We start from the raw sequence: 23,139 nt of genomic DNA on the forward strand, positions 1-23,139 counted from the left end.
GCCGACCGTGAGCACCTCGTCCCCCGCCTCCGACACCCGCCTGCCCTGCCCGGACTATCCGCCGGCGCTCGGCGAGTCGCGGCTTCTGACCGACGACGAATTGCGCGCGTCGCTCGAATGCACGTTGCGCGACTGGGACCGGCAGAGCGACCTGTGGCTGTTCGGCTATGGCTCGCTGATCTGGAATCCCGGCCTGCCGACCGTCGAGGCGACGCCGGCCAAAGTCCATGGCTATCATCGCGGCCTTTATTTATGGTCGCGCGTGAATCGCGGCACGCCGGAACAACCGGGGCTCGTGCTGGCGCTGGACCGTGGCGGTTCATGCACGGGCATCGCGTTCCGTCTTGCCGCCGATGGCTCGGCGCCGCATCTCGATGCGCTCTGGCGCCGCGAAATGGCGATGGGTTCATACCGGCCGGCGTGGCTGCCGTGCGTGCTCGCCGACGGGCGGCGCGTCGATGCGCTCGCCTTCGTGATGCGCCGCGACGTGCCGACGTACACCGGCAAACTGCCGGACGACATCGTGAAGACGGTGTTCGGTTGCGCATGCGGACGCTATGGCACCACGCTCGATTACGTAAGCCGCACCGTGCATGCGTTGCGCGAAAGCGGCATGCCGGACCGCGCGCTCGAAGCGTTGCTCGAACGTTGCCGCGAGGTAGGCTGCGAAGAGAGCAGGGAAGCCGGGCAAACGTGACAGGACGGACGGGAACGCCCGGCGCCCGACTTTTTTGCTCCAAACCGCCCGTTCCGGTTTTATCAGTTAGGATTGACCCACGCCTGTCGCCCGCCATGGTGCGCGACGCCGCTGTTTCTCACCGCCGCACCCTTCGCCCAGCCCGGCGGGACACGGTCCTGCCATGTGCCTGGTGTATCCTTAACGCTCCGTAACAGCGCGCCCAGTCTTGCCGGGCGCACTACCATGAACGACACGTATCCCAGTCGACGACACTCCGACAAACCGCATGAAAAACGCTCGCTGCTCGAGCGTCTGACCGACTTCATCTCGCCCGAGCCCGACTCGCGCAGCGAGCTTCTGGAAATCCTGCAGGACGCGCACGAACGCAACCTGATCGACGCCGACTCGCTATCGATGATCGAAGGGGTGTTCCAGGTCTCCGAACTCAGCGCCCGCGACATCATGGTGCCGCGCGCGCAAATGGACGCGATCAACATCGCGGACAGCCCCGCCGAATTCATCCCCTACGTGCTGGAAAAAGCGCACTCGCGCTACCCGGTGTTCGAAGGCAATCGCGACAACATCATCGGCGTACTGCTGGCCAAAGACCTGCTGCGCTACTACGCCGAAGAAGAGTTCGACGTGCGCGGCATGTTGCGCCCGGCCGTGTTCATCCCCGAATCGAAACGACTGAACGTGCTGCTGCACGACTTCCGCGTGAATCGCAATCACCTCGCGGTGGTAGTCGACGAATACGGCGGCGTGGCCGGCCTGATCACGATAGAAGACGTGCTGGAACAGATCGTCGGCGACATCGAGGACGAATACGATTTCGACGAGGAAAGCGGCAATATCATCCCGTCGCCGGACGGCCGCTTCCGCGTGCGGGCGCTGACCGAGATCGAGCAGTTCAACGAATCGTTCGGCACGCACTACTCGGACGACGAGGTCGACACTATCGGTGGACTTGTCACGCATCACTTCGGACGCGTCCCGCATCGCGGTGAAAAAGTACGGCTCGACGATCTGATCTTCGAAATCCTGCGCGGCGATGCCCGCCAGATTCATATGCTGCTGGTGCGCCGCGATCCGCTGGCCGGCCAGCGCGAGCGCGAAGCGCAGCACGTGCAGACCTGAGCTTGCAACGGCGCGGCGCGCTTTGCGTTGCCGCCTCCGGGTTTGCTGGCCTTTTCCCCTCCTCTTTCTATTCAAGCCGACCGCGCAACGATGGCCGACCCGATCACTTCACGTTCGCGCCGAGGCGCGGGCGACACCGACGCACAAATCACACGCGGGCGCGCCCTGCCCCGCTGGCACTATCTCGTCGCACTGCTCGCCGGCGCGGCCAACACGCTGTCGTTCGCGCCGACGCCGCACGGCGGCTGGCTCGAACTGGCGATCTTCGCGCTGTTCTTCGCATGGCTCACGCGCACCACCGGCTGGAAAAGCGCCGCGCTGACCGGCGGCGCATTCGGCTTCGGCAACTTCGTGACGGGCGTGTGGTGGCTCTATGTGAGCATGCATGACTACGGCGGCATGGCCGCGCCGCTCGCGGGCGCGGCGGTCGTGCTGTTCTCGCTGTATCTGGCGGTTTATCCGGCGCTCGCCGCCGGCGTCTGGTCGTTCTGCGCGGGTCACGCCCGCCATGGGGCTGCGGATGACCGGTTGCCGCGGTTGCCGCGGTTGCCTTTCGCCCCGACCTGGCATGGCGCGTTCGCGTTCGCCAGCGCGTGGGCCATCGGCGAATGGCTGCGCGGCACGGTGTTCACCGGCTTTCCGTGGCTCGCGAGCGGTTATCCGCAAGTGGACGGCCCGTTTGCCGGATTTGCACCGGTCGTAGGCGTGTATGGCGTGGGTTGGGTATTGGCGCTGGCGGCGGCCTTGCTGGTGCAATCGTGGATCGCCTTGCGCTCCGCACGTCGCACCACCGGTTTGCGCAACGGTTCGGCTACCGGGTCGGGCAACGGCTTCGTGCCCGGCGTCGCGGCCATCGCGCTGATCGTCGTCGGACTGCTGCTGCCGCTCGCGCACTGGACCACGCCGGCCAACGCGCCGCTGACCGTGCGGCTGCTGCAGGGCGACGTGAAGCAGGAAATGAAATTCGAAGAAGCCGGCATGCGAGCCGCAATCGACCAGTATCAGCAGATGATCACGTCGAAGCCGGCCGACCTGATCGTTACGCCGGAAACCGCGATTCCAGTGCTTGCGCAACAACTGCCGGCGCCGTTCGCCTCGGCCGTGCGCACGTTCTCGGATAAGACGGGCAGCGCGATTCTGTTCGGCGCGATCGGCGGCACGATCACGCCGCAAGGTCAGGTGGTGGATTACACCAACAGCCTGTTCGGCGTGACGCCGGGCAGCCGCGACGTGTACCGCTACGACAAACACCACCTCGTGCCGTTCGGCGAGTTCGTGCCGTGGGGCTTTCGCTGGTTCGTGAATCTGATGAGCATTCCGCTCGGCGACTTCGCACGCGGCGCGCCGGTGCAGAAGCCGTTCCTCGTGCATAACCAGCCGGTCTCGGTGGACATCTGCTACGAGGATATTTTCGGCGAGGAGATTGCGCGCAACATTCACGACAGCGACACGCCGGCCGGCGTACTGGTCAACTCGACGAATCTGGCGTGGTTCGGCGATACGATCGCACTCGACCAGCACTTGCAGATTGCGCGCATGCGCTCGCTGGAAACCGGCCGGCCGATGCTGCGCGCGACGAATACCGGCACGACCGCCGCCATCGACGCCGACGGCCGCGTGCTCGGCCGCCTGAAGCCCTACACGATCGGTTCGCTCGACGTGACGGTGCAAGGCACGAGCGGCAATACGCCCTATGTGACCAGCGGCAACAATACGGTGCTCGCGGTGTCGGTTTTGCTGCTGGCGTTCGGCTTCGCGTTCGGACCCGGGCTCAGGCGGCGGCGCGGCTGACCTCGCGCCCGACCTCGCGGCAGGTAGGCGAGTGTGGTGAGCGCGTCGAGTTAGGCGCGCCGGTCTAGCTAATCAAGCTGATCAAGCCACCGGCACCGTATCGATGAACGCCGGGCGCAGCGCAAGCTTCTGGAAATGCTTGTCCAGATTCGGATGCAGCTCGCGCCAGTTCAACTCGGGCATGCGGAAATCGAGGTAGCCCAGCGCGCAGCCTACCGCGATATCCGCGAGCGAGTAGCGATTGCCCGCGCACCAGGGCTTGCTGGCGAGTCCTCGCGACATGGCGATCAATGCCTCGTCGATCTTGCGCTGCTGCCGCGCGACCCATGCTTCGACACGCTGCTCCGGCGTGCGCTGCGTGCCTTCGGCGCGAATCAGCACCGCGGCGTCGAGCAGTCCGTCCGCCAGCGCCTCCCAGCACCGCACCTCGACCCGCTCGCGTCCCGACGGCGGAATCAGCTTGCCGACCGGCGACAGCGTATCCACGTATTCGCAGATCACCCGGGAGTCGAACACCGCTTCGCCATCTTCCATGACGAGGCACGGCACCTTGCCGAGCGGGTTGAACGTGTGAATGGCCGTGTCGGGTGCCCAGACGTTTTCCGGCACCAGTTCGTAGTCGATCTTCTTGTCGGCCAGCACGATGCGCGCTTTGCGCACGAAGGGGCTGGCGAGCGAACCGATGAGTTTCATCATGACCCTCTGCCTTTTCCTGAATCCGGCGAAAGTATAAGTGGTGGGACGCGGTCCGCAGCCGGGTATCGTCCGCGCGAGCCGCGTGCAGACTCGCTGTGGATGGATTGCAACATTGCCGCGCCGCGCGCTCGCCGTCTACCTGGCCGAACGGCCGATGCCGCCGATCGCGAAGTGGGCGCTACAATCGCACGATGAACCTGCCGACCCAATCCCCCGTTGCCATCGACGTCTACCGCGCGCGCCGCGAGCGCGTACTCGCCGCGCTGCGCGCCGCGGGCGGCGGCGTCGCCATCGTCCCCACCGCGCCGGAAAAGCTCCGCAATCGCGATGCGGATTACCCATACCGGCACGACAGCTACTTCTACTATCTGACCGGCTTCACCGAACCCGAAGCATGGCTCGTGCTCGATGCGAGCGCGGCGCCCGGCGATCCGGCGGCCGGCGATCCCGCGGCGGGCGATCCCGCGGCCATCCTGTTCTGTCGTGAGAAAAACGTCGAGCGGGAAACCTGGGAAGGATTCCGTTTCGGCCCCGAAGGCGCGCGCGAGGCGTTCGGCCTCGACGCCGCCTACCCGGTCAGCGAACTCGACGTCAAACTACCGGCGCTGCTGGCCGACCAGCCTACGCTGCATTACGCGCTCGGCGCATCGGCGCAACTCGACGAACAGGTGCGCGGCTGGCTCGACACGGTACGCGCGCAAGGCCGCAGCGGCGTCGCGGTGCCGGCCGTCGCACGCGATCTGATTCCGCTGCTCGACGACCTGCGGCTCGTCAAGGACGACCACGAACTCGCCATCATGCGCCGCGCCGGGCAGATTTCCGCGCAGGCGCACCGGCGCGCCATGCAGGCCTGCCATCCGGGCGTGCACGAGTACGAACTGGAAGCCGAACTGCTCTACGTGTTCCGCAAAAACGGCGCGCAGGCGCCCGCTTATACGTCGATCGTCGCGGCGGGTGCGAATGCCTGCGTGCTGCACTACCCGGCCGGCAACGCGGTTGCCGAAGACGGCGACCTGATCCTGATCGACGCGGCCTGCGAACTCGACGGGTACGCGTCGGACATCACGCGCACTTTCCCGGCGAGCGGCCGCTTCACGCCGGCGCAGCGCGAGCTGTACGACATCGTGCTGGCCGCGCAGCAGGCCGCTATCGACGCGACGCGCGCCGGTGCGAGCTTCGACGATCCGCACCAGGCGGCCGTGCGGGTGCTGTCGCAAGGTCTGCTCGACACCGGCATTCTCGACCGCACGAAGTATGCGTCGGTCGACGCCGTGATCGCCGAGCGCGCGTTCGCGCCGTTCTATATGCACCGCACCGGTCACTGGCTCGGCATGGACGTGCACGACGTGGGCGACTATCGCGAACGCGGTGCGCCGCGCGACGAAGCGGGCATGCTGCCGTGGCGCACGCTGCAGGCAGGCATGACGCTGACCATCGAACCCGGCCTGTACATCCGTCCTGCCGAAGGCGTGCCCGAGCGCTACTGGAACATCGGCATCCGCATCGAAGACGACGCGATCGTCACGCCGACCGGTTGCGAACTCATCACGCGCGACGTGCCCGTGGCCGCCGACGAAATCGAAGCACTGATGCAGGCAGCTTGCGCGTCGGGTGCGGCTTCGCCCGCGGCGTCGCTTGCCGCTTCTCCTCCCGCTTCACACGCCATCACCCAGTAGAGCCGCGATGAAAGACGTAACGCCATCGACCGTGATTCTGAAACACGCCCGATCCTCCCAGTCGGGCTCGTCTGCGTCGACGGTTGCGCCGTTCGATTTCGACGTGACGATCGTCGGCGCGGGTCCGGTCGGCCTCGCGCTCGCCGGCTGGCTGGCGCGGCGTAGCGCGACCCAGGCGCTGAAAATCGCCCTGGTCGACGCGCGCGAGCCCGAAGATTCGATTGCCGACCCGCGCGCCATCGCGGTGTCGCACGGCAGCCGGACGATACTCGAACCGCTGCGCTGGCCGGCGGACGCGACCGCAATCCAGCGCATTCACGTGTCGCAGCGCGGACATTTCGGCCGCACGCTGATCGACCATCGCGAACACGGGCTACCCGCGCTCGGCTACGTATTGCGCTACGGTTCGATCGTGCACGGTCTCGCCGCGGCGGTTCATGCGAGCAACGTCCACTGGTTCCGCTCCACCTCCGCCGGCACGCCGGAGCAGACGCACGACGGCGTGAGCGTGCCGATCGACACCGCGGGCGTGATCCGGCATCTGCGTACGCGAATTCTGGTGAACGCCGAAGGCGGCCTGTTCGGCGATCAGAAAAACGGCAACGCCGTTGAAAGCCACGGCAAAGCCAACGCCGACATCACCAACATCGCCAGCCGCGACTACGGACAAACCGCGCTGGTCGGCACCGTCACGGTGTCGGCCCCGCAACCGCATGTCGCGTGGGAGCGCTTCACCGAACAAGGGCCGATCGCCTTGCTGCCGATGGGCGGCGTGCGCGGCGCCGAGTACGCGCTGGTCTGGTGCTGCTCGCCCCACGAAGCCGCGCGGCGCGCGCAACTCGGCTACGACGCGTTCCTCGCCGAACTCGGCGCAGCGTTCGGCGACCGCATGGGCCGCTTCACGCACATCAAGGGACGCGCGTCGTTTCCGCTAGGCCTGAATGCCGTCGAGACGCTGGTGAACGGCCGCATCGTCGCCATCGGCAACGCGGCGCAGACCTTGCATCCGGTCGCGGGCCAGGGGCTGAACCTCGGTTTGCGCGACGCACACGCGCTGGCCGACGCGTTGTCAGCACAAGGGCCAACTGCGCTTGCGCTTGCGAGCTTCGCGCAACGCCGCGCGCTCGACCGCCGCCTGACGATCGGCGCCACCGACACCCTCGCGCGTCTGTTCACGCTCGACTTCGCGCCGCTCGCGATCATGCGCGGCCTCGCGCTGACCGCGCTCGAATTCGTGCCGCCGGTCAAGACCGCGCTCGCCCGCCAGATGATGTTTGGGCAACGCCGCTGAGCTAAAACTTGCGCCGGCCAGGATGCCGGACGCAGTGCAGTCGAAGTCGTGTTTCGCGTCACCCGGCGAACCCGCGGTTAGCGCCACGACTTCTATGAACTGGCGCACTTTCATAGAAGATTTAATGGGTTACGGCCGGTACATGTCGGGTGCCGGCTATCTGTTAACGCTAAAATGGCGGTTTTCCCTCGCATTTCGCGAATGCTCCGATTGAGATTTGTTGAGCAATCGGTCGCGCGCGCGTCCACGTCATGCCCACTCTCGGCTCCCACATTCTGCGTAACAACCTGTTCGTCGCCCCGATGGCCGGCGTCACCGACCGGCCGTTCCGGCAACTGTGCAAGCGGCTCGGCGCAGGCTATGCGGTATCGGAAATGGTGGCGTCGAACGCGCAGTTGTGGAAAAGCGAAAAGACCATGCGGCGCGCCAATCACACCGGCGAAGTCGAGCCCATCGCCGTGCAGATCGCCGGCGCCGACCCGGCGATGATGGCCGAAGCGGCACGCTACAACGTCTCCAACGGCGCGCAGATCATCGACATCAACATGGGCTGTCCGGCCAAGAAAGTTTGCAACGTCGCAGCCGGTTCGGCCCTGCTGCAGAACGAGCCGCTCGTGCAACGCATCGTCGAGGCGGTGGTGGGCGCAGTGGGCATCGGCCCCGACGCCGTGCCCGTCACACTGAAAATCCGCACCGGCTGGAACCGCGACAACAAGAACGCGCTGAGCGTCGCGCGCCTCGCCGAAGCGGCCGGCATCTCCATGCTCACCGTGCACGGCCGCACGCGCGCCGACCTGTATCACGGCGACGCCGAATACGAAACCATTGCGGCCGTCAAAGCGGCCGTGCGCATTCCGGTCGTGGCCAATGGCGACATCACGTCGCCGCGCAAAGCCCGTGACGTGCTGGCCGCCACCGGCGCCGACGCCATCATGATCGGACGTGCCGCGCAAGGGCGACCGTGGCTCTTTCGCGAGATCGGGTATTTCCTGCAAACGGGCGAGTTGCTGCCGCCGCCGCGCATCGACGAAATCCAGCAGGTGATGAACGAACATCTCGAAGATCACTACGCTTTCTACGGTGAATTTACGGGTGTACGGACTGCGCGCAAGCACATCGGCTGGTACACTCGCGGCCTTTCTGGCGCCAACGTGTTCCGCCATCGCATGAATACGCTGGACACCACGCGCGAACAACTCCTCGCCGTCAACGAATTCTTCGACGCCCAAAAGGCGATCTCCGACCGGCTTGTCTACGTCGACGAGACGTCCGACAGGAACGACGGCGAGCCGGACCATACCGACCGACTAGCAGCATGAGCAAGAACAATATCGAACAATCCGTCCGCGACAGCCTGGGCGTGTACTTCCAGGATCTCGACGGATCGAATCCGCACGACGTCTACGACATGGTCATTTCATGCGTAGAAAAACCCCTGCTCGAAGTGGTGCTCGAGCAGGCCGGCGGCAACCAGTCGCTGGCCGCCGAGTATCTCGGCATCAACCGCAATACGCTGCGCAAGAAACTGCAACAGCACGGTTTGCTGTAACCGTTGTAGTTTTCCGGCGCCCTGCCACGTTCCCCTTCGGCTTTTCGTCTTCATCATGATCAAGCAAGCGCTCATTTCCGTTTCCGACAAGTCCGGCATTCTCGACTTCGCCAAGTCGCTGTCGGACCTCGGCGTCAAGATCCTGTCGACCGGCGGCACCGCGAAACTGCTCGCGGACGCGGGTCTGCCCGTCACCGAGGTCGCCGATTACACCGGCTTCCCGGAAATGCTCGACGGGCGTGTGAAGACGCTGCATCCGAAGGTGCACGGCGGCATCCTCGCGCGCCGCGATCTGCCGGAACACATGGCGGCACTCGAGAAGCACGACATTCCGACCATCGACCTGCTGGTGGTGAACCTGTACCCGTTCGTGCAGACGGTGTCGAAAGAAGAGTGCTCGCTGGAAGACGCGATCGAGAACATCGACATCGGTGGCCCGACCATGCTGCGCTCGGCCGCGAAGAATCATCGCGACGTGACGGTGGTGGTCGATCCGGCGGATTACGCGGTCGTGCTCGACGAAATGCGCGGCAACGGCAACACGCTGTCGTACAAGACGAATTTCCGCCTTGCGACCAAGGTGTTCGCGCATACCGCGCAATACGACGGCGCGATCACGAACTATCTGACCAGCCTCACCGACGAACTGCAGCACGCGTCGCGCAACACGTACCCGGCCACGTTCAATCTGGCGTTCGACAAGGTGCAGGACCTGCGCTACGGCGAAAACCCGCACCAGAGCGCCGCGTTCTACCGCGACCTCACCGTGCCGGCCGGCGCACTGGCGAACTACAACCAGTTGCAGGGCAAGGAACTGTCGTACAACAACATCGCCGATTCCGACGCAGCGTGGGAATGCGTGAAGACCTTCGACGTACCGGCCTGCGTGATCGTCAAGCATGCGAATCCGTGCGGCGTGGCGGTCGGACTCGACGCCAACGAAGCGTATGCGAAGGCGTTCCAGACGGACCCGACTTCGGCGTTCGGCGGCATCATCGCGTTCAATCGCGAAGTGGACGAAACGGCGGCGCAAGCAGTGGCCAAACAGTTCGTCGAAGTGTTGATCGCGCCGTCGTTCAGCGCAGCGGCTCGCCAGGTGTTCGCGGCGAAGCAGAACGTGCGTCTGCTGGAAATCGCGCTGGGCGAAGGCCATAACGCGTTCGATCTGAAGCGCGTCGGCGGCGGCCTGCTGGTGCAGTCGCTCGACTCGAAGAACGTGCAGCCGGACGAATTGCGCGTCGTCACGAAGCGTCAGCCGACGGCGAAGGAAATGGACGACCTGCTGTTCTCGTGGCGCGTCGCCAAGTACGTGAAGTCGAACGCCATCGTGTTCTGCGCGAACGGCATGACGCTCGGCGTCGGCGCGGGTCAGATGAGCCGCGTGGACTCGGCGCGCATCGCCAGCATCAAGGCGCAGAACGCCGGTTTGACGCTGGCCGGTTCGGCCGTGGCGTCGGACGCGTTTTTCCCGTTCCGCGACGGTCTGGACGTGGTAGTGGCAGCGGGCGCGACCTGCGTGATTCAACCGGGCGGTTCGATGCGTGACGACGAAGTGATCGGCGCCGCGGACGAGCACAACATCGCGATGGTGTTGACCGGCGTGCGTCACTTCCGGCACTGAGATTCGTCCAGATGCAAAAGCCCGGTGGATTAGCCCACCGGGCTTTTTTTTCGGCGGCCCGGCTCAGTCGTCCGGCTCTTTGCTCTCGTAGCGATCTTTCACGTCGGGATGGGTGCTGATATAGGTCGCCAGACCCTGGCCTTGCAACGCCAGACGTTTGAGTGCCGTCAGGTGTTTCGCGCCGATGCCCGCCTTCGTGTACCAATACACGTCGCCGGAACGGAAACGTACGCCGATACGATCGTCGCCGACCTGATAAGCGTCGACGCCCGATGCTCCACTGAGATTGCCGTAGCGCTTCATCTGCTGCCCTCCTCCGGACGCGGCTCCATACGCTTGTCCCGAGCACTTTTTATTCCGCCGATCAACCGCCGCGCCGCCCGCCGCGCCATGCGTTCGTTGTAGTATCGCAGGCACCAGGTTTTTACCGCTTGTGCGGCACTTCATGAGAATTCTCGGCATCGACCCCGGCTTGCGCGTGACCGGCTTCGGCATCATCGACCAGAGCGGTCACAAGCTCAGCTACGTGGCGAGCGGCGTCATCAAGACAGCCGACGCCGATCTGCCCTCGCGGCTCGGCACCATCTTCGAAGGTATTTCGACACTGACCCGCGAGCATGCGCCCGACCAGTCCGCCATCGAGAAAGTGTTCGTCAACGTGAATCCGCAGTCCACGCTGCTGCTCGGCCAGGCGCGAGGGGCCGCTATCTGCGCGCTGGTGGCGGGCGGCGTGCCGGTCGCCGAATACACGGCGTTGCAGTTGAAGCAGGCCGTGGTCGGCTACGGCCGTGCGACCAAGGAGCAGATGCAGCAGATGGTCGTGCGCCTTCTTGCCCTCTCAGGCGTTCCCGGCACCGATGCGGCCGACGCGCTCGGCATGGCAATCTGCCATGCGCATAGCGGCGCGACGTTGAGCACATTGGGCGGCATTGCACCTGCGCTAGCCAAGAAAGGCCTGCGGGTACGGCGTGGGCGTCTTGTCGGTTGAGCACGCTACACTCGCCTTTTTTCTTCCACCCTTTCTCTAACGATTAATTCGCCATGATCGGTCGCATTGCCGGCGTTCTGCTGGAAAAAAACCCGCCGCATCTGCTCGTCGACTGCAACGGCATCGGTTATGAAGTCGACGTGCCCATGAGCACTTTCTACAACCTGCCGTCCACCGGCGAGCGCATCGTGCTGCTCACGCAAATGATCGTGCGTGAAGACGCGCATCTGCTGTACGGCTTCGGTACCGCCGAAGAGCGCTCGACCTTTCGCGAACTGTTGAAGATTTCCGGCATCGGCGCGCGCATGGCGCTCGCGGTACTGTCCGGTATGAGCGTGCACGAGTTGTCGCAGACCGTCACGCTGCAGGACGCGGCGCGGCTGACTCGCGTGCCGGGCATCGGCAAGAAAACGGCGGAGCGGCTGTTGCTCGAACTGAAGGGCAAGCTCGGCGCGGATCTCGGCGCAATGGCCGGTGCGGCATCCGCATCCGACCATGCGTCCGACATTCTGAATGCGCTGCTCGCGCTGGGTTACTCGGAGAAAGAGGGGCTCGCCGCCATCAAGAACGTGCCGGCCGGCACGGGCGTGTCCGAAGGCATCAAGCTCGCGTTGAAGGCGTTGTCGAAGGGTTAGGCGCGCGTTCAGCGCGGGGTTCAGCGGCCTGATCGGCCGCGCCCAATGAGCCTTGGACGCAAGGTGGCTCGCTGTACAATGCCTGCATGATCGAAACCGACAAACTCGCCGCCGAGCGCATCATCGCGGCCACGCCCGTCTCGCCGAACGAAGAAGCGTTCGAGCGGGCGCTGCGCCCACGCCAGCTCGAAGAATACGTCGGGCAGGAAAAGGTCCGCGGCCAGCTCGAAATCTTCATCGAGGCTGCCAAGCGCCGTTCCGAATCGCTTGATCACGTGCTGCTGTTCGGGCCGCCGGGTCTCGGTAAAACCACGCTCGCGCACATCATCGCGCGGGAAATGGGCGTCAATCTGCGGCAGACCTCCGGTCCGGTCCTGGAACGCGCGGGCGACCTCGCCGCGCTGCTCACCAATCTCGAAGCCAACGACGTGCTGTTCATCGACGAAATTCACCGGCTCTCGCCGGTCGTCGAAGAAATTCTGTACCCCGCGTTGGAGGATTATCAGATCGACATCATGATCGGCGAAGGACCGGCCGCGCGTAGCGTGAAGCTCGACCTGCAACCGTTCACGCTGGTGGGCGCCACGACCCGTGCCGGTATGTTGACCAATCCGCTGCGCGACCGCTTCGGTATCGTCGCGCGGCTCGAGTTCTACAACGCCGAAGAACTGGCGCGCATCGTCACCCGTTCGGCTTCGCTGCTGAACGCGCAAATCCACCCGGATGGCGCTTTCGAAATCGCCAAGCGCGCGCGGGGTACGCCGCGAATCGCCAACCGCCTGCTGCGCCGCGTGCGCGATTTCGCCGAGGTCAAAGCCGACGGCAACATCACTGCGCAAGTGGCCGATGCCGCGCTCAGAATGCTCGACGTGGATGCGGTCGGCTTCGACCTGATGGACCGCAAACTGCTCGAAGCCATCTTGCACAAATTCGACGGCGGCCCGGTCGGCGTGGACAATCTGGCCGCGGCCATCGGCGAAGAGCGCGACACGATCGAAGACGTGCTCGAACCGTATCTGATCCAGCAAGGTTTCCTGCAACGCACGCCGCGCGGACGGGTCGCCACGCTGCTGACCTATCGTCATTTCGGCCTCGCCGCACCGGACTCGTCGAGCGCGGTGCCCGGCTTGTGGGACGCGGCCGCGCCCTGAACGGCCAACTCGACGGCATAGCGTAGGGGCGATTTGGGAATGTCAGATCGAGAAGTGGGCTCAGGCTCGCAGCCTTCGCCTGGCGTCGGGCTGGTGCATCGGCTTACCGGTGGAATCCGCGCCAAACTGGCCGCGGGCGTCACGCATCTGACTAGCGGCAGCGGGCCAACCCTCGATTACTCTTCGCCGCCGGGCGACCCCGGCCTCTTCGGTCCCGACTCGGCGTGCTGGACCATCCACGCCGACTTCACGTCGATGATGACCGGCGGGGTCAGCGCCCTACTGCTGCAGGCCTTGCATCCGCTGGCGCTCGCCGGCGTCTGGGACCATTCCACGTTTCGCACCGACATTCTCGGACGACTGCGTCGCACCGCGACGTTCATTGCCGGTACGACCTATGGCAACCGTCACGATGCGCTCGCCTTGATCGAACGTGTGCGGCGGATCCACCTTGGCGTGACGGGTGTCGGGCCGGACGGCCAGCCTTATCGCGCGAGCGATCCCGAGTTGCTGACCTGGGTGCATGTCGCCGAAGTATCGAGCTTCATGACCGCGCATCTGCGCTATGTGAATCCGCGGTTGCCGCTGGCCGATCAGGACCGCTACTTCGCGGAAACGGCCCGAATCGCGGAAATGCTGGGCGCAGCCGACATACCGCGCTCACGCGCCGCGATCGATGCTTACCTGCTCGCGATGCAACCGGCGCTGGTGGCCAGCGAGCGCACGCGCGAAGTGGTGCGGGTTCTGATGAACGCGCCCGTCCCGAGCGCCGCGATGCGGCCGGCGGCCTCGCTGATGCTGACCGCTGGCGTGGATTTGTTGCCGGACTGGGCGCAGACGATGCTCGGGTTCAAGCGGTTCGCGCTGCTTCGTCGAGCGGTTGCGAGACCCGGCGTGCGGGCGCTCGCGCCGGTGATCCGCTGGGGGCTGGTGAACGGGGTGTCGAAGCGGGCGCGTCGGCGCGTGGCGGCTGATGGTGGGGCGGAGTGAGTGTGGACTAACCCGCGGACCAACACGCGCCGGACATAGCGCGCGCCTGCGGCCCGGCTCATTTCGCGGCCGCGGGGCTCCGCCTGAAACTGTCGTCCGCGCTGGGCGCGTCGAGATGCGACACGTCTGCCCATGACACGATGACAGCCCGGCTCCCATCGTCGATGAAATCCACCACGTTGAGGCTCGTATTCAACAGCGCGTAATCGCGCGGTGCGTCGAGCGGCAACTTACCGGCGAAACGGCGTACGCAATCGAGCACGCCGCCATGCGCCACACAGGCGATACGGCCGCCCGGATGCGCGGCCACCAGCGGTCGAACGGCTTGCACCACGCGCTCGTAGAACTGGCGCAGCGACTCGCCTTCCGGCGGTGCGAAATCGGGATCGCGGGTTTGCCAGTGAGCGTAGGGCTCGGGGAAACGGACCGCGATCTCGTCGCTGTCCAGCCCCTGGAACGCGCCGTACGAGCGCTCACGCAACGCTTCGCGCAATTGCAGCGGCAGACCGAGCGCGTCGGCAATAGGCTGCGCGGTTTGCTGCGCGCGCTGCAGGTCGCTCGAGTAGATCCCGTCCAGTCGCATCTCGCCGTCCTGCGCCTCCTGAGCCTCTTGCGCGAGACGTTGCGCGAGACGCTGCGCCTGCTCGACGCCTGTGGTCGCCAGCGGAATGTCGATGTGACCTTGAATGCGCTTGATGCGATTCCACTCGGTTTCGCCGTGGCGAATGAACAGGATTTGCGTGGTCATGGGAGGAAGGTTTGGAGGATGGGCCGATTGCTCGATGGTGGGCGGCCGACGTCAGGCGTTCGTCTGCAACCAGAACGTGACCGGGCCGTCGTTCACGAGCGAAACCTGCATATCGGCGCCGAACTCGCCCGTCTCGACAGTTGGATGTTTGCCGCGCGCGGCAGCGACGAAGTAATCGAACAGCCGCCTGCCTTCGTCCGGCGGCGCGGCGGGCGTGAAGCTCGGACGCAAGCCGCTGTTGGTATCCGCCGCCAGCGTGAATTGCGACACCAGCAGCAGGCCACCCGCGCGCCCGGCGCCGTCGAGATTCTGCACGGACAGATTCATCTTGCCGGCCGCGTCGCTGAACACCCGGTAGCCGAGTACCTTGGCGAGCAAGCGGTCGGCGGCGGCCTCGGTATCGCCACGTTCGGCGCACACGAGCGCGAGCAGGCCTGCCTCGATGGCGCCCGTCACCCGATCGCCCACTCGCACTTCGGCGCGGCGCACGCGCTGGATCAACGCGATCATGGCCGCACGAACCGTAAGGTGAGCGAGTTGAGCGAGGTGACCGTCAGCGCCGGCATCAGGCTGTCAGCGTAACGCGGGCAAAACGGCGCTTGCCGACCTGCACCACGTATTCGCCGGCTTCGACCTTGAGGCCCTTGTCCGACACGGTTGCGCCGTCGATTTTCACGCCGCCCTGCTCGATGTTGCGCAGCGCTTCGCTCGTGGACGGCACGAGATTGGCCTGCTTGAGCAATTGCCCGATGGCGAGCGGCGCGCCCGCCAGCATCACCGTGGGAATGTCGTCCGGCACGCCGCCCTTTGCGCGGTGGTTGAAGTCCTCGAGCGCACGCTCGGCGTCGGCCGGCGAGTGAAAGCGCGCGACGATTTCCTGACCGAGCAGCACCTTGAAGTCACGCGGATTGCGGCCTGCCTCGATTTCCTTCTTGAAGCCCGCAATTTCGTCCATGGGGCGGAACGACAGCAACTCGAAATAACGCCACATGAGCACGTCGGAGATGCTCATCAGCTTGCCGAACATGTCCGACGGCTTTTCGCTGATGCCGATGTAGTTGTGCTTCGACTTCGACATTTTCTCGACGCCGTCGAGGCCTTCCAGCAGCGGCATGGTCAGGATGCACTGCTGTTCCTGGCCGTACTGCTTCTGCAACTCGCGGCCGACCAGCAGATTGAACTTCTGGTCCGTCCCGCCCAGTTCCAGATCGGCGTTGAGCGCGACGGAATCGTAGCCTTGCATTAATGGATACAGGAACTCGTGGATCGAGATAGGCACGCCGCCCTGAAAGCGTTTGGTGAAATCTTCCCGCTCGAGAATGCGCGCGACCGTGTAGCGCGAAGCGAGCTTGATCATGCCGTCGGCGCCCAGCGGCATCGACCATTCGCTGTTATAGCGGATTTCGGTCTTGTCGCGGTCGAGCACCAGCGCGGCCTGATCGAAATACGTTTTCGCGTTCGACTCGATCTGTTCGCGCGTGAGCGGCGGACGCGTGGCATTGCGGCCCGACGGATCGCCGATGAGCGAAGTAAAGTCGCCGATCAGAAAAATGACGGTGTGCCCCAGGTCCTGCAACTGCCGCATCTTGTTGAGCACGACCGTATGGCCGATGTGGATGTCGGGCGCCGTCGGGTCGAGCCCGAGTTTGATGCGCAACGGCTTGCCGGTCGCCGCGCTTCTGGCCAGCTTTTGCGCGAATTCGTCTTCGATCAGCAATTCGTCGACGCCGCGTTTGGTGACGGCGAGCGCGTGACGAACTTCGTCGGTGATCGGGAAAGCCGGGACGGCGGAAACGGCGGGGCTAGGCTTGGTGGACTCGGTGCTCATGCTGGAAACTTGAAGTCGCAAAAGGAGAGATTGTCCCATAGATGCGCGCCGGCGCACCCTCCAAGTCGGGGGGGTGCCGGTGCAGCAACGCAATTTCTGCCCGCCACGCGGGAGGGTCCGCACATCGGGTAGCCCAATTCGACCGCGCTCGCGACGATAATCTGCTACAACCTTCGCAACGAACCTTGGACAGGAGCAGCAACGTGGCGCAAGACACCGCAGACGGCGTCTACTTCGGACTGATGTCCGGCACGAGCATGGACGGCGTTGACGGCGTGGCCGTCCGCTTCACCGAAGGACAGGCGCCGGTCGTGCTGGCCGAGGCGTTCGTCGGCTTTGCCGAGAGCCTGCGCGAGGCGCTGTTCGCGTTACAGCAACCCGGTGAGAACGAGATCGAACGCGAAGCGCTGGCCGCTAACGCGCTGGCGACGCGCTATACGGTGTGCTGCCACGACCTGTTGCGCGGCTGCCGCGTGCCGGCCGCCGAGGTGCGGGCGATCGGCGTGCATGGGCAGACGGTGCGGCATCGACCGGAAAAAGGCTACACGCGGCAGATCAACAACCCCGCGCTGCTCGCCGAAATGATGCATATCGACGTGATCGCGGATTTCCGCAGCCGCGACGTCGCCGCCGGAGGTCAAGGCGCGCCGCTCGTGCCGGCGTTCCACGCGACCGTTTTCGGCGCGAAGGACGACACGCGCGTAGTCTGCAATCTCGGCGGGATCAGCAACATCACGATTCTGAACGCGACGGGCAGCGTGCGCGGTTTCGACTGCGGCCCGGCCAATGCGTTGCTCGACGAATGGGCGCAGCGGCATCTCGGCAAACCTTTCGACGAGAACGGCCACTTTGCGGCCGGCGGTCAGGTGGACCGCTCGCTGCTCAATGCGCTGCTCGACGAGCCGTTCTTCGTCCAGCAACCGCCGAAGAGCACCGGCCGCGATCTGTTCAACGCTGCCTGGCTCGACGCGAAACTGCAGCCGTTCACTGCACTCGCGCCGGCCGATGTGCAGGCGACCCTGGTAGCATTGACCGCGGTAACGATCGCGCGCGAGATCGAACGGCATGCGTCGGATGCGAAGGCGGTCTACGTGTGTGGTGGCGGCGCGCGCAATCCCGAGATACTTCGGGCACTGCAGCAGGCGCTGGAAGACAGCGGCGTCAGCGGCGTGCCGGTGATGACCACGGATGCGTTGGGTGTTCCGCCGAGTCAGGTCGAACCGCTCGCGTTCGCGTGGCTTGCGATGCGGTGTGTCGCGCGTCTGCCCGGCAATTTGCCGGCGGTAACGGGCGCAGCGGCCGAGCGCGTGTTAGGCGCGATTTATCCGCGATAACAGCGGCACGCGCACAAAATAAAAACGGAGCCGAAGCTCCGTTTTTTGTACCGCTAGCAGATTAAACCGTTATCAAACCGAGAACGACGAACCGCAACCGCAGGTGGTCGTGGCGTTCGGGTTCTTGATGACGAACTGCGCGCCGTTGATGTCGTCCTTATAGTCGATCTCGGCACCGACCAGATACTGGTAGCTCATCGAGTCGATCAGCAGCTGGACGCCGCTTTTGTTCATGACCGTGTCGTCTTCATTCACGGCTTCGTCGAACGTAAAACCATACTGAAAGCCCGAGCAGCCGCCGCCTTGCACGAAAACGCGCAGCTTGAGGTCCGCATTGCCTTCTTCTTCGATCAGTTGCTTGACCTTGTCAGCCGCTGCGTCGGTAAAAACGAAGGGGGCGGGCATCTCGGTCACAGGTGCTTCGGTGACAGCGTTCATTCGAACTCTCCAAAAAAACTTATCCGCCATTGTAGGGCTGATCTCGATATCGTGCTGAAGCCCACAAAATCAATGGGTTTTTACGCAGCGACCGACAGGCCCTCATTCCGCCTGCAGCGAAATCGCGCGAGGGGCGACGCCCCGCGCCTAAAAAAAAGCCGCCTTCGCGAAAGCGTTGGCGGCTTTTGCAGCGACCCGGCCCGAAAGCCGGTGCGCACCCGAAACGATTAACGCTTCGAGAATTGCTTCCGGCGACGTGCCTTGTGGAAGCCGACCTTCTTACGTTCGACTTCACGAGCGTCACGCGTCACGAAGCCAGCGTGCGACAGTTGCGGCTTCAGCGTTGCGTCGTAGTCCATCAGCGCGCGGGTGATGCCGTGGCGAACGGCACCAGCTTGACCCGTTTCACCGCCACCCGTCACGTTGACCTTGATGTCGAACGTGGCAGCGTGGTTCGTGAGTTCCAGCGGCTGACGCACGATCATCAGCGACGTTTCGCGCGAGAAGTAATCGGCGATGGGCTTGCCGTTCACAACGATATCGCCCTTGCCTGCCTTGATGAAGACGCGTGCGACGGCGCTCTTGCGGCGGCCCGTGCCGTAATTCCAGTTACCGATCATGTGGGCTCCCCTTAGATCTCGAGCGCTTTCGGCTGTTGCGCCGAATGCGGATGCGTTGCTTCAGCGTAGACCTTCAGCTTCTTGATCATCGCGTAGCCGAGCGGGCCCTTCGGCAGCATGCCCTTGACCGCTTTCTCGAGCGCGCGGCCCGGGAAGCGTTCCTGCATCTTGCCGAACGTCGTTTCATAGATACCGCCCGGGTAGCCCGAGTGACGGTAGTACTTCTTGTCAGTAGCTTTGTTGCCCGTGACTTTCAACTTGCCGGCGTTGATAACGATGATGAAATCACCGGTGTCGACGTGCGGAGTGAATTCAGGCTTGTGCTTGCCGCGAAGACGGTGTGCCACTTCGCTGGCGACACGCCCGAGAACCTTATCCGTCGCGTCAATCACGTACCATTCGCGCGTCACCTCATGGGCTTTTGCGGAAAACGTCTTCATGATCGATCCAAAAAAATTGCTGCGCCCAATATGTTTTTTCCTGCTTGTAGTGTGCGCATCATGGCGCGTGCAGGCTCTCCCTGGTTCTTCCTCCGCGGGCGCGAATGCGGAAAAGCCTTGAATTATAGAGGAATTTGCAAGTCGGAGTCAAAACTTGCGGGAGCTGGCAGCGACGAGACGTAAAAACGGCCGCTTAATTGAGTCGGGTCGCGCAAAGGCGAGGCAAAAGCAGGGCGAAAAAAAACCCGAACTGGTTGGTTCGGGTTTAATCCACCAATGGAGGAGGTGGAGGAGACAAGGACGAGTATATGGGGGTGCCTTGTGCAACGCAAGAACATTTACATGGCGAAACGCAATCTCATAATGCGGCAAGCCCGATGGACTTCGTGATTTTGCCTAATTTCTATATGCATCAAGGGCTCCAGCGAGATTACCCGCAGCAGCACTTCCGTCACGTCTAGAGTAAAACCCCTAAATGACCGCGGGCATTCCCCAATCGACTGCGCATACTGCACCGCAACACGCCAAGCCCCGTTCCGCATAATTTCCGTCCAGGGACACCTCGGGCGGAGGCGCCTTCAGCGGGCTACAATGCCGTCTCGATATTGCGCAGCGCGGTGGAGTACAGCATGGAATGCAAAGTAAGCTGGATGGGGCAGGACGGCATGGCGTTTGCCGCGGAAACGGGCAGCGGTCATCTGGTCACGATGGACGGCGCGCCCGAAGGCGGCGGCCGCAACCTGTCGCCGCGTCCCATGGAGATGGTTCTGCTCGGCACGGGCGGCTGCACCGCCTACGACGTCGTGATGATCCTGAAGAAAAGCCGCCAGGAAATCGCCGGCTGCTCGGTGACGTTGAAGGCCGAGCGCGCCAGCGAAGACCCGAAAGTGTTCACGAAGATTCATTTCCACTTCACCGTGACGGGCAAGAACCTGAACCCGGCCACCGTCGAACGCGCGATCAACCTGTCACACGACAAATACTGCTCGGCGTCGATCATGATCGCGAAGACCGCCGAACTCACGCACTCGTTCGACATCGTTCCGGGCTGAGTCCAGCCGCTCGCTCAAATAAAAATGCCGGCGTCCCTACGGACGCCGGCATTTTTTTGTCGGGTGGCAAAGCAGGCCGATAAGCCGGATTCTGTGCACACGTCACGTCCGAAAACATGACGCGCGTAGCAGTCATTCCTCTAGACGCGCCATTACTGACGCGCTCAAGCTCCCTACCCGCAAGCGTGACAGGGGCCCCGTCCTGCATCTCGAAGATGCTAGCTTGCCTACTTGGAATTGCTCCGGGTGGAGGTTACCTTGCCGGTCTGCCTTGCAGCAGCCGCGGTGCGCTCTTACCGCACCGTTTCACCCTTACCTGATCCCGGCTTGCGCCGGGCCATCGGCGGTTTGCTTTCTGTTGCCCTGTTCCGCGTGTCGCCACGGATGGCCGTTAGCCATCACCCTGCCCTGTGGAGTCCGGACTTTCCTCGCCCTCTCCGGCCGAAACCGTCGAAGCCGCGACTGCCTGGCCTACTTTGCTGCGGCGGATTCTAACACTGCCGGGCATCCACCCTGCCATTACTCGCTTGCGCGAACGCGCCGTCCGGTGCGAAACACGGTCGTGTCGTCGTAAAACGCCGGCAATGCGTTCTCCGGGCACCAGTCCGGAATGCCGAGCACGGGCAGCGGCGCAAACAGACGACTCGTCAAAATGTGAGCGCCGAGCAGCGCCGTACTCACGGCTTCGTCGAGCCACGCATTGCGCGCTTCCGAAGCCCATACGAAGTAATCCGCGGGCACTTCGACGATCCACGCATGGCCGGTGCACGCCTTGAACGGCGCCACCAGCTTCTCGAGCAATGCGTGACCGAAGCAGCGGACCTCGCACCGCGAACCCCACGCGTCGCGCTGCCCGAGAAAGAGCGTCGGCCAGTCGAAACCGCGTAGCGCGGCGCTCAACAGAGGGTCGGCGCAAGCGAACAGCAAGGCGTTTTCGTCGAACAACGTCAGCGTGTCGCGCGCGCCGCCGCGGGTCGGACCGACACCCAACGCGTCGATCGCGACGGACTGCCGCGCGTTCAATGCCGCCTTGATCCGCGGAAACGCAAACCACATCGACGCGTTGAAAAAGTCGTGCAGATTGTGGCGCGTCGGCACCTGCCCCGTTGCCGCGATATGCGCTTCGTAGGCCGCGCCGGCAGGCAGATCGTCCTGAGCGATGAAGGCGAGCGGCTTGCCGCGTCCGCTAGTCAGGCGAATCCGGCACTGCGCGGCGTCGGCGTTCATCTCGGCGAGCAGCGCCGCGTGACTGCTCAGCGCGGCCTGTTGCCAGCGCCGGCCGCGCTCGGCCAACGGCGCGAACCACGCTTGCGACCAGTCGATATCGTCGAACCCGGAACTCGCGCGCGCCGACATCTACCGTGCGCTCAAACCAGACGCCAGCCGATCGACTCGCCGCCGCGCAGCGGCACGACCGGCGTATCGCCGACCGGAAGTTCGGCGGGAAGCGTCCATTCTTCACGACGAAGCGTGACCTGCTCCGCATTGCGCGGCAAGCCGTAGAAATCCGCGCCGAAGAAACTGGCGAAGCCTTCGAGCTTATCCAGCGCACCGGCGTTATCGAACGCTTCGGCGTAGAGCTCGAGCGCATGCAAGGCCGTGTAGCAGCCCGCGCATCCACACGCGTGCTCCTTCAAACCCTTCGGATGCGGCGCGCTATCGGTGCCGAGGAAAAAGCGCGGATTGCCCGAGGTCGCCGCCTCGACCAGCGCCACGCGATGCGTCTCGCGCTTCAACACCGGCAGACAGTAGTAATGCGGACGAATGCCACCCTGGAAAATCGCGTTGCGGTTGTACAGCAGATGATGCGCGGTCACTGTCGCGCCCAGCAGCTCAGGCGCTGCGCCCGCTTCGCGAATGTAGTCGACGGCGTCCTTGGTGGTGATGTGTTCGAACACGACCTTGAGCCCGGGGAACGCGGCGCGCAATGGCGTCAGAACCCGGTCGATGAAGATTTTCTCGCGGTCGAACAGATCGATGGACGAATCCGTTACTTCACCGTGGATGAGCAACGGCATGCCGGTTTCCTGCATCGCCGCGAGCGTTTTCGCGCACTTCATGATGTCGGTGACGCCCGCATCCGAATTGGTCGTCGCGCCGGCCGGATAAAGCTTCACGCCATGCACGAAACCACTGTCGCGTGCGCGGCGGATTTCGTCGGGCGGCGTGTTGTCGGTGAGATACAGCGTCATCAGCGGTTCGAACTTCGCGCCCTCGGGAATCGCGGCAATGATGCGCTCGCGATACGCCTGCGCCATGGCCGTGGTCGTGACCGGCGGCTTCAGGTTCGGCATGATGATCGCGCGACCGAATTGACGCGCGGTATCCGGCAGCACGGCGGCGAGCATCTCACCGTCACGCACGTGAAGATGCCAGTCGTCCGGGCGGGTGAACGTCAGCGAGTCGATACGGGAGGCAGGGGCGGAAGCGGAGGAAGCGTGGGGAGCGGTCATGGCGAATGGGAATCGAGACTCT

General features: G+C 64.2%; 24 protein-coding genes and 1 other RNA gene. 14 read left to right on the forward strand and 11 right to left on the reverse strand.

Annotated features, from left to right (window positions below):
• The first annotated feature begins 7 nt into the window (after positions 1-7).
• The 3 genes from FQ746_RS23790 (at position 8) to lnt (ending at position 3,607) form a co-directional block, all read left to right on the forward strand.
• Positions 8-697 carry a gamma-glutamylcyclotransferase gene (locus tag FQ746_RS23790; RefSeq protein WP_144112072.1) on the forward strand — a complete coding sequence of 230 codons (690 nt, stop codon included), beginning with the start codon at positions 8-10 and terminating at the stop codon, positions 695-697.
• Positions 698-922: 225 nt separating this feature from the next.
• Entirely contained in the window at positions 923-1,816 is an 894-nt protein-coding gene (locus FQ746_RS23795; RefSeq protein WP_144112073.1) for an HlyC/CorC family transporter, read from the forward strand.
• 90 nt (positions 1,817-1,906) lie between these two features.
• Positions 1,907-3,607 carry an apolipoprotein N-acyltransferase gene (lnt, locus tag FQ746_RS23800; protein WP_144112074.1) on the forward strand — a complete coding sequence of 567 codons (1,701 nt, stop codon included), beginning with the start codon at positions 1,907-1,909 and terminating at the stop codon, positions 3,605-3,607.
• A gap of 81 nt (positions 3,608-3,688) precedes the next feature.
• Here the strand turns inward: lnt and FQ746_RS23805 are convergent, their stop codons facing one another.
• Positions 3,689-4,303 (reverse strand): glutathione S-transferase family protein, encoded by a 615-nt coding sequence (locus tag FQ746_RS23805; protein ID WP_144112075.1) that lies wholly within the window; start codon positions 4,301-4,303, stop codon positions 3,689-3,691.
• A 191-nt stretch (positions 4,304-4,494) separates the two neighbouring features.
• On the opposite strand from FQ746_RS23805, the gene FQ746_RS23810 reads away from it, so the two are divergent.
• From FQ746_RS23810 to purH, 5 genes are all read left to right on the forward strand, one after another.
• Positions 4,495-5,979 (forward strand): aminopeptidase P N-terminal domain-containing protein, encoded by a 1,485-nt coding sequence (locus FQ746_RS23810; RefSeq protein ID WP_144112076.1) that lies wholly within the window; start codon positions 4,495-4,497, stop codon positions 5,977-5,979.
• Positions 5,980-5,986: 7 nt separating this feature from the next.
• A complete protein-coding gene (locus tag FQ746_RS23815) occupies positions 5,987-7,270 on the forward strand; it encodes a UbiH/UbiF/VisC/COQ6 family ubiquinone biosynthesis hydroxylase (RefSeq protein WP_144112077.1) in 1,284 nt (427 codons plus the stop codon).
• A 251-nt stretch (positions 7,271-7,521) separates the two neighbouring features.
• Entirely contained in the window at positions 7,522-8,589 is a 1,068-nt protein-coding gene (gene dusB / locus FQ746_RS23820; protein ID WP_144112078.1) for a tRNA dihydrouridine synthase DusB, read from the forward strand.
• On the forward strand, positions 8,586-8,819 hold the full coding sequence (locus FQ746_RS23825; protein WP_020069294.1) for a Fis family transcriptional regulator: 234 nt from the start codon (positions 8,586-8,588) through the stop codon (positions 8,817-8,819). Before dusB ends, FQ746_RS23825 begins: the two co-directional genes overlap by 4 nt.
• A 55-nt stretch (positions 8,820-8,874) precedes the next feature.
• Positions 8,875-10,440: a bifunctional phosphoribosylaminoimidazolecarboxamide formyltransferase/IMP cyclohydrolase gene (purH, locus tag FQ746_RS23830; protein WP_144112079.1), complete on the forward strand. Its 1,566-nt coding sequence runs from the start codon at positions 8,875-8,877 to the stop codon at positions 10,438-10,440.
• Positions 10,441-10,503: 63 nt separating this feature from the next.
• Here the strand turns inward: purH and FQ746_RS23835 are convergent, their stop codons facing one another.
• Entirely contained in the window at positions 10,504-10,743 is a 240-nt protein-coding gene (locus FQ746_RS23835) for a hypothetical protein (RefSeq protein WP_144112080.1), read from the reverse strand.
• A 142-nt stretch (positions 10,744-10,885) separates the two neighbouring features.
• Between FQ746_RS23835 and ruvC the strand changes: the two genes are divergently transcribed.
• The 4 genes from ruvC to FQ746_RS23855 all read left to right on the forward strand — a co-directional run bounded on the left by ruvC (position 10,886) and on the right by FQ746_RS23855 (position 14,204).
• Complete coding sequence (ruvC, locus tag FQ746_RS23840) at positions 10,886-11,428, forward strand: crossover junction endodeoxyribonuclease RuvC (protein WP_144112081.1); 543 nt, start codon at positions 10,886-10,888, stop codon at positions 11,426-11,428.
• Positions 11,429-11,481: 53 nt separating this feature from the next.
• Positions 11,482-12,063 carry a Holliday junction branch migration protein RuvA gene (ruvA, locus tag FQ746_RS23845; RefSeq protein WP_144112082.1) on the forward strand — a complete coding sequence of 194 codons (582 nt, stop codon included), beginning with the start codon at positions 11,482-11,484 and terminating at the stop codon, positions 12,061-12,063.
• A gap of 86 nt (positions 12,064-12,149) precedes the next feature.
• Positions 12,150-13,214, forward strand: a complete 1,065-nt coding sequence (gene ruvB, locus FQ746_RS23850) for a Holliday junction branch migration DNA helicase RuvB (protein WP_144112083.1) — start codon at positions 12,150-12,152, stop codon at positions 13,212-13,214.
• Positions 13,215-13,253: 39 nt separating this feature from the next.
• Positions 13,254-14,204, forward strand: coding sequence for an oxygenase MpaB family protein (locus tag FQ746_RS23855; protein ID WP_144112084.1), 951 nt, complete (start codon positions 13,254-13,256; stop codon positions 14,202-14,204).
• Between the two features lie 58 nt (positions 14,205-14,262).
• Here FQ746_RS23855 and FQ746_RS23860 read toward each other — a convergent pair whose 3' ends face one another.
• Genes FQ746_RS23860 through tyrS form a run of 3 tightly spaced genes read right to left on the reverse strand, consistent with a single transcriptional unit; the run spans position 14,263 to position 16,780 of the window.
• Entirely contained in the window at positions 14,263-14,952 is a 690-nt protein-coding gene (locus tag FQ746_RS23860; protein WP_144112085.1) for a histidine phosphatase family protein, read from the reverse strand.
• A gap of 51 nt (positions 14,953-15,003) precedes the next feature.
• Positions 15,004-15,462, reverse strand: coding sequence for a D-aminoacyl-tRNA deacylase (dtd, locus tag FQ746_RS23865; protein ID WP_144112086.1), 459 nt, complete (start codon positions 15,460-15,462; stop codon positions 15,004-15,006).
• Between the two features lie 55 nt (positions 15,463-15,517).
• Positions 15,518-16,780, reverse strand: coding sequence for a tyrosine--tRNA ligase (gene tyrS, locus FQ746_RS23870; protein ID WP_144112087.1), 1,263 nt, complete (start codon positions 16,778-16,780; stop codon positions 15,518-15,520).
• A gap of 203 nt (positions 16,781-16,983) precedes the next feature.
• Here tyrS and FQ746_RS23875 point away from each other — a divergent pair, with 203 nt between their 5' ends.
• Positions 16,984-18,114 (forward strand): anhydro-N-acetylmuramic acid kinase, encoded by a 1,131-nt coding sequence (locus FQ746_RS23875; RefSeq protein WP_144112088.1) that lies wholly within the window; start codon positions 16,984-16,986, stop codon positions 18,112-18,114.
• A 72-nt stretch (positions 18,115-18,186) separates the two neighbouring features.
• On the opposite strand, the gene erpA is transcribed toward FQ746_RS23875, so the two are convergent.
• The 3 genes from erpA to rplM all read right to left on the reverse strand — a co-directional run bounded on the left by erpA (position 18,187) and on the right by rplM (position 19,612).
• Positions 18,187-18,552, reverse strand: a complete 366-nt coding sequence (erpA, locus tag FQ746_RS23880; RefSeq protein ID WP_144112089.1) for an iron-sulfur cluster insertion protein ErpA — start codon at positions 18,550-18,552, stop codon at positions 18,187-18,189.
• A 227-nt stretch (positions 18,553-18,779) separates the two neighbouring features.
• Positions 18,780-19,172: a 30S ribosomal protein S9 gene (gene rpsI, locus FQ746_RS23885; RefSeq protein ID WP_073429098.1), complete on the reverse strand. Its 393-nt coding sequence runs from the start codon at positions 19,170-19,172 to the stop codon at positions 18,780-18,782.
• Between the two features lie 11 nt (positions 19,173-19,183).
• Positions 19,184-19,612 carry a 50S ribosomal protein L13 gene (gene rplM / locus FQ746_RS23890; protein ID WP_020069304.1) on the reverse strand — a complete coding sequence of 143 codons (429 nt, stop codon included), beginning with the start codon at positions 19,610-19,612 and terminating at the stop codon, positions 19,184-19,186.
• A gap of 629 nt (positions 19,613-20,241) precedes the next feature.
• Here rplM and FQ746_RS23895 point away from each other — a divergent pair.
• The gene (locus FQ746_RS23895) at positions 20,242-20,664 is read left to right on the forward strand and encodes an OsmC family protein (RefSeq protein ID WP_144112090.1); all 423 of its coding nucleotides are present in this window, start codon (positions 20,242-20,244) and stop codon (positions 20,662-20,664) included.
• A 64-nt stretch (positions 20,665-20,728) separates the two neighbouring features.
• Here FQ746_RS23895 and rnpB read toward each other — a convergent pair.
• The 3 genes from rnpB to pyrC all read right to left on the reverse strand — a co-directional run bounded on the left by rnpB (position 20,729) and on the right by pyrC (position 23,117).
• Positions 20,729-21,142, reverse strand: an RNA gene (rnpB, locus tag FQ746_RS23900) — RNase P RNA component class A.
• A 41-nt stretch (positions 21,143-21,183) separates the two neighbouring features.
• Positions 21,184-22,020 (reverse strand): DUF3025 domain-containing protein, encoded by an 837-nt coding sequence (locus tag FQ746_RS23905; RefSeq protein WP_144112091.1) that lies wholly within the window; start codon positions 22,018-22,020, stop codon positions 21,184-21,186.
• 11 nt (positions 22,021-22,031) lie between these two features.
• Complete coding sequence (gene pyrC / locus FQ746_RS23910) at positions 22,032-23,117, reverse strand: dihydroorotase (protein WP_144112092.1); 1,086 nt, start codon at positions 23,115-23,117, stop codon at positions 22,032-22,034.
• Positions 23,118-23,139: the final 22 nt, after the last annotated feature.

Origin of the sequence: Paraburkholderia sp. BCC1886, assembly GCF_900996245.1 — a bacterium.
Classification (GTDB): domain Bacteria; phylum Pseudomonadota; class Gammaproteobacteria; order Burkholderiales; family Burkholderiaceae; genus Paraburkholderia.

Bases quoted from the DNA above. Each gene is read 5' to 3' on its own strand.
- FQ746_RS23795 (WP_144112073.1), top strand. From the start codon at position 923: ATGAACGACACGTATCCCAGTCGACGACACTCCGACAAACCGCATGAA.
- lnt (WP_144112074.1), top strand. From the start codon at position 1,907: ATGGCCGACCCGATCACTTCACGTTCGCGCCGAGGCGCGGGCGACACC.
- FQ746_RS23805 (WP_144112075.1), bottom strand. From the start codon at position 4,303: ATGATGAAACTCATCGGTTCGCTCGCCAGCCCCTTCGTGCGCAAAGCG.
- FQ746_RS23810 (WP_144112076.1), top strand. From the start codon at position 4,495: ATGAACCTGCCGACCCAATCCCCCGTTGCCATCGACGTCTACCGCGCG.
- FQ746_RS23815 (WP_144112077.1), top strand. From the start codon at position 5,987: ATGAAAGACGTAACGCCATCGACCGTGATTCTGAAACACGCCCGATCC.
- dusB (WP_144112078.1), top strand. From the start codon at position 7,522: ATGCCCACTCTCGGCTCCCACATTCTGCGTAACAACCTGTTCGTCGCC.
- FQ746_RS23825 (WP_020069294.1), top strand. From the start codon at position 8,586: ATGAGCAAGAACAATATCGAACAATCCGTCCGCGACAGCCTGGGCGTG.
- purH (WP_144112079.1), top strand. From the start codon at position 8,875: ATGATCAAGCAAGCGCTCATTTCCGTTTCCGACAAGTCCGGCATTCTC.
- FQ746_RS23835 (WP_144112080.1), bottom strand. From the start codon at position 10,743: ATGAAGCGCTACGGCAATCTCAGTGGAGCATCGGGCGTCGACGCTTAT.
- ruvC (WP_144112081.1), top strand. From the start codon at position 10,886: ATGAGAATTCTCGGCATCGACCCCGGCTTGCGCGTGACCGGCTTCGGC.
- ruvA (WP_144112082.1), top strand. From the start codon at position 11,482: ATGATCGGTCGCATTGCCGGCGTTCTGCTGGAAAAAAACCCGCCGCAT.
- ruvB (WP_144112083.1), top strand. From the start codon at position 12,150: ATGATCGAAACCGACAAACTCGCCGCCGAGCGCATCATCGCGGCCACG.
- FQ746_RS23855 (WP_144112084.1), top strand. From the start codon at position 13,254: ATGTCAGATCGAGAAGTGGGCTCAGGCTCGCAGCCTTCGCCTGGCGTC.
- FQ746_RS23860 (WP_144112085.1), bottom strand. From the start codon at position 14,952: ATGACCACGCAAATCCTGTTCATTCGCCACGGCGAAACCGAGTGGAAT.
- dtd (WP_144112086.1), bottom strand. From the start codon at position 15,462: ATGATCGCGTTGATCCAGCGCGTGCGCCGCGCCGAAGTGCGAGTGGGC.
- tyrS (WP_144112087.1), bottom strand. From the start codon at position 16,780: ATGAGCACCGAGTCCACCAAGCCTAGCCCCGCCGTTTCCGCCGTCCCG.
- erpA (WP_144112089.1), bottom strand. From the start codon at position 18,552: ATGAACGCTGTCACCGAAGCACCTGTGACCGAGATGCCCGCCCCCTTC.
- rpsI (WP_073429098.1), bottom strand. From the start codon at position 19,172: ATGATCGGTAACTGGAATTACGGCACGGGCCGCCGCAAGAGCGCCGTC.
- rplM (WP_020069304.1), bottom strand. From the start codon at position 19,612: ATGAAGACGTTTTCCGCAAAAGCCCATGAGGTGACGCGCGAATGGTAC.
- FQ746_RS23895 (WP_144112090.1), top strand. From the start codon at position 20,242: ATGGAATGCAAAGTAAGCTGGATGGGGCAGGACGGCATGGCGTTTGCC.
- FQ746_RS23905 (WP_144112091.1), bottom strand. From the start codon at position 22,020: ATGTCGGCGCGCGCGAGTTCCGGGTTCGACGATATCGACTGGTCGCAA.
- pyrC (WP_144112092.1), bottom strand. From the start codon at position 23,117: ATGACCGCTCCCCACGCTTCCTCCGCTTCCGCCCCTGCCTCCCGTATC.